The sequence below is a fragment of the Defluviitoga sp. genome, from assembly GCF_035349255.1.
Taxonomy (GTDB): domain Bacteria; phylum Thermotogota; class Thermotogae; order Petrotogales; family Petrotogaceae; genus Defluviitoga.
Genome location: NZ_DAOPSE010000045.1, coordinates 6390 through 7823, shown reverse-complemented (window position 1 = coordinate 7823; position 1434 = coordinate 6390). Strand labels below are relative to the sequence as shown.

Here is a 1434-nt window from a genome sequence, read left to right as displayed (position 1 = left end):
AATATTCACTTCATACCAATTTCTCACTGTGCGGGAATTTTGCACCTTAAAAAATGAACTAATAATTTGTGATTAAAGATTTAATTAAGCAGTTAGAAATAAAATATAATATAATAAATCTAACTAGCAATCAAAATACAGTCACAACGTATCTAACAGCTATTTTAAAAAAATGTAGAATTTTTTAACAAATAAATAGCATAAGTCACGCAAAAATCTACTTTTGAGCTTATAATTTTTTCATTAACAAATCCTGCACTATGAATTTATTTTATATAATCATACCAGTTACTTAAATTTAAAATTTCTTTTTGACCCTCTTTAAATATTGTAAATTTTTTTCTTTGAGACTTTCAGAAATAAACTTATTTTCAAAATCCCTACCTTTTAAAATAAGAAAGGAATATTTTAACCTTCCTAGTTTGAAAGAATAACCTATTATGAAACAGATTAAATCAGTGAAAAAGCCACTCAGAAGATTTTTGAATAGTGAAATGAGTCTTCACTTTTCTGCACTTAGTTTGAAAGTTATTTTAGTTTTTATATTTTTTGTTTGTTGTGTGTTAATTTTCTCATTATTTATTACGGAAAATAAGGATGTAAGCTATGCTGGACATCTATAACAAGATATCTTAAATACCTTTGATGGTTATGAAATCCTTTACTTTTATATCCTCAAGCTTCATATATTTTCTACAGAATCATCAAACTAGTTATTAGAAACTTGTACATTGAATCTATAAGACCTCTAATATTTGCGATTGATCAGACAAAAAATCTTTGTAAATCAGGAAATGCAATGTTTCTAGTTCAATGTCATTTATTAGGTTCACTAACCAATATGTTTTTGGATTAGAAACCACAGCTTTACCTATATAATCAACTTTCTGTAAATAATAAGATTTTTAACTAAATATTAATTTTACAAACTACAGCTTAAATCGCTTATGGATTACCACTCATCCCTAAGATTGGAGATAACTTATTTCGTCTTTAAGTACTTCCTTCCTCAATAATTTTTACCCAATCATGAGATTTTATTTTTTTGATCAATCCATCAATTTTTTCGTCTTTGCTTATTTTTTCATAAGTTTCGATTATTGCTTTGAGATTCTCTTTTTCTAAATTTTGTAGTTCTATTTTTTCGTCTGTAGTTAGCTGCTCTTCGAATTGATCTTTCCAATAAAGTTCAGACCATCTGTCATAATTTATAGGATTTACATACTTATAAACTTCATTAAGCAGTCGTTCTTTTGGTTCGGGATATAATCCTTCTTCTGCAAATTTTTCTTTGAAATATAGTTCATAAACAAGAGAGTCAGCAATTTGCCTATCAAAAAAATTTATTATATTCTTAAATTCTGTCCTTCTTTCTTCTATTGCATTTAGAAAAAGAAGATAATCAACGATGGCTTCATAGATTTTAGGATTTTT

Annotated in this window: 1 pseudogene; it reads right to left on the bottom strand. The window is 26.4% G+C overall.

Going from position 1 to position 1434, the window contains the following annotated elements:
- Nucleotides 1–993: 993 nt before the first annotated feature.
- Nucleotides 994–1434, bottom strand: a pseudogene (locus PKN74_RS07435) (hypothetical protein); the annotation flags it as partial.